Annotated in this window: 3 protein-coding genes; all 3 read left to right on the top strand. The window is 61.8% G+C overall.

Annotated features, from left to right (window positions below):
• On the top strand, positions 1-135 hold a 135-nt coding region (locus ABT116_RS47020), incomplete at its 5' end, for an ABC transporter permease (RefSeq protein ID WP_351647490.1).
• A complete protein-coding gene (locus ABT116_RS47015) occupies positions 135-980 on the top strand; it encodes an MlaE family ABC transporter permease (RefSeq protein WP_095970882.1) in 846 nt (281 codons plus the stop codon). The genes ABT116_RS47020 and ABT116_RS47015, both read left to right, overlap by 1 nt.
• Positions 977-1,313: MlaD family protein (locus tag ABT116_RS47010; RefSeq protein WP_351647487.1), on the top strand; the 337-nt coding region annotated here is incomplete at its 3' end. The genes ABT116_RS47015 and ABT116_RS47010, both read left to right, overlap by 4 nt.

Here is a 1,313-nt window from a genome sequence, read left to right as displayed (position 1 = left end):
GTCAAGCGCGGTGCTCAAGGCGTCGGCGATGCCGTCAACGAGACCGTCGTGCTCTCGTTCGTTCTCGTGTTTGTCGCCAACCTCGCAATTACTCAGTTCTACCCGCTGTTCGTCTCGTTGAAAGGTGCCTATTGATGCACCTGCCCATCGCAATTCGTGCCAAGCGGGTCAGTTCGCGCACCGTCGACGGCCTGAGTCGCCTCGGCGATCAGTTCACGTTCCACGCGCGTGTCATCACCTCGATTCCGGCAACCCTCAAGCGATATTGGCGTGAAGTCGCCCGTCTCGTCGCCCAGGTGGCCTTCGGTTCTGGCACCCTGCTCGCCGGCGGCGGCAGCGTCGTCGTGATCTTCGCGATCTCGTTCTTCGCAGGTTCCCAGATCGGACTCGAGGGCTACCGCGGACTGAACCTCGTCGGCCTCGCACCGCTGTCCGGCGTGATGTCCGCCATCGCGAATACTCGTGAGGTCGCACCACTCGTTGCCGCAATCACCTTGGCTGCCAAGGTCGGAACTGGATTCACCGCGCAACTCGGAGCCATGCGGATCTCCGAGGAAATCGACGCACTCGAAGTCATGGCGATTCCCTCGCTGCGGTACCTGGTCACCACCCGAATGATCGCGGCGCTCATCGCGGTGGTCCCGCTGTACCTCGTCGGCCTGTTCGCTTCGTACATGGCAACGGCGCTTGCGGTGATCCGGGTCAAAGGCCAGTCGGAAGGAACATACGGCTACTACTTCAGTCTTTTCCTCTCTCCCAACGACATCTGGTTGTCCTTGATAAAAGTCATGGTGTTCGCGGTCGTCGTGACCCTCGTGCACTGCTACTACGGTTATACCGCGACGGGTGGACCTGAAGGCGTCGGCCGAGCAGCCGGACGAGCGCTGCGCACCAGCATCGTCTTCCTTGCCTTCACCGACGTCGCCATGACCATCGCGCTCTGGGGACTCAAACCTCAGGTTCCCGGGTTGACCGGATGATCGTCACGAATTCCAGCCGAATCACCCTGGCACTGCGGGGTTTACTCGCCGTGGTCATCCTGATCCTCGCCTACGTCTTCTTGTTCAGCAGAGGTACGGACTCCACCGGTTCCACACCGCAGGTCAGTGCTGTCGTCCCCGCCAGTGCCGGTGCGCTGCGAGTCGGATCCTCGGTACAGTACCGCGGCGTCGTCGTCGGCGCTGTGGCCGAGATCGAGCCTGGCACCACCGCTTCCACCATCTCGCTCGCAATCGACGAGGGTGCGTTCGAGGACATACCGTCGACAAGTCAGGTGCGGCTGATGCCCCGCAACATCTTCGGCGACTTCTTCG

This window comes from Streptomyces sp. NPDC002130 (assembly GCF_040296465.1).
Taxonomy (GTDB): domain Bacteria; phylum Actinomycetota; class Actinomycetes; order Streptomycetales; family Streptomycetaceae; genus Streptomyces.
This window is presented reverse-complemented; position numbering and strand designations above follow the sequence as displayed.

What these genes read in the sequence shown, in the direction of transcription:
- ABT116_RS47015 (WP_095970882.1), top strand. Translation starts at nt 135, where the DNA reads ATGCACCTGCCCATCGCAATTCGTGCCAAGCGGGTCAGTTCGCGCACC.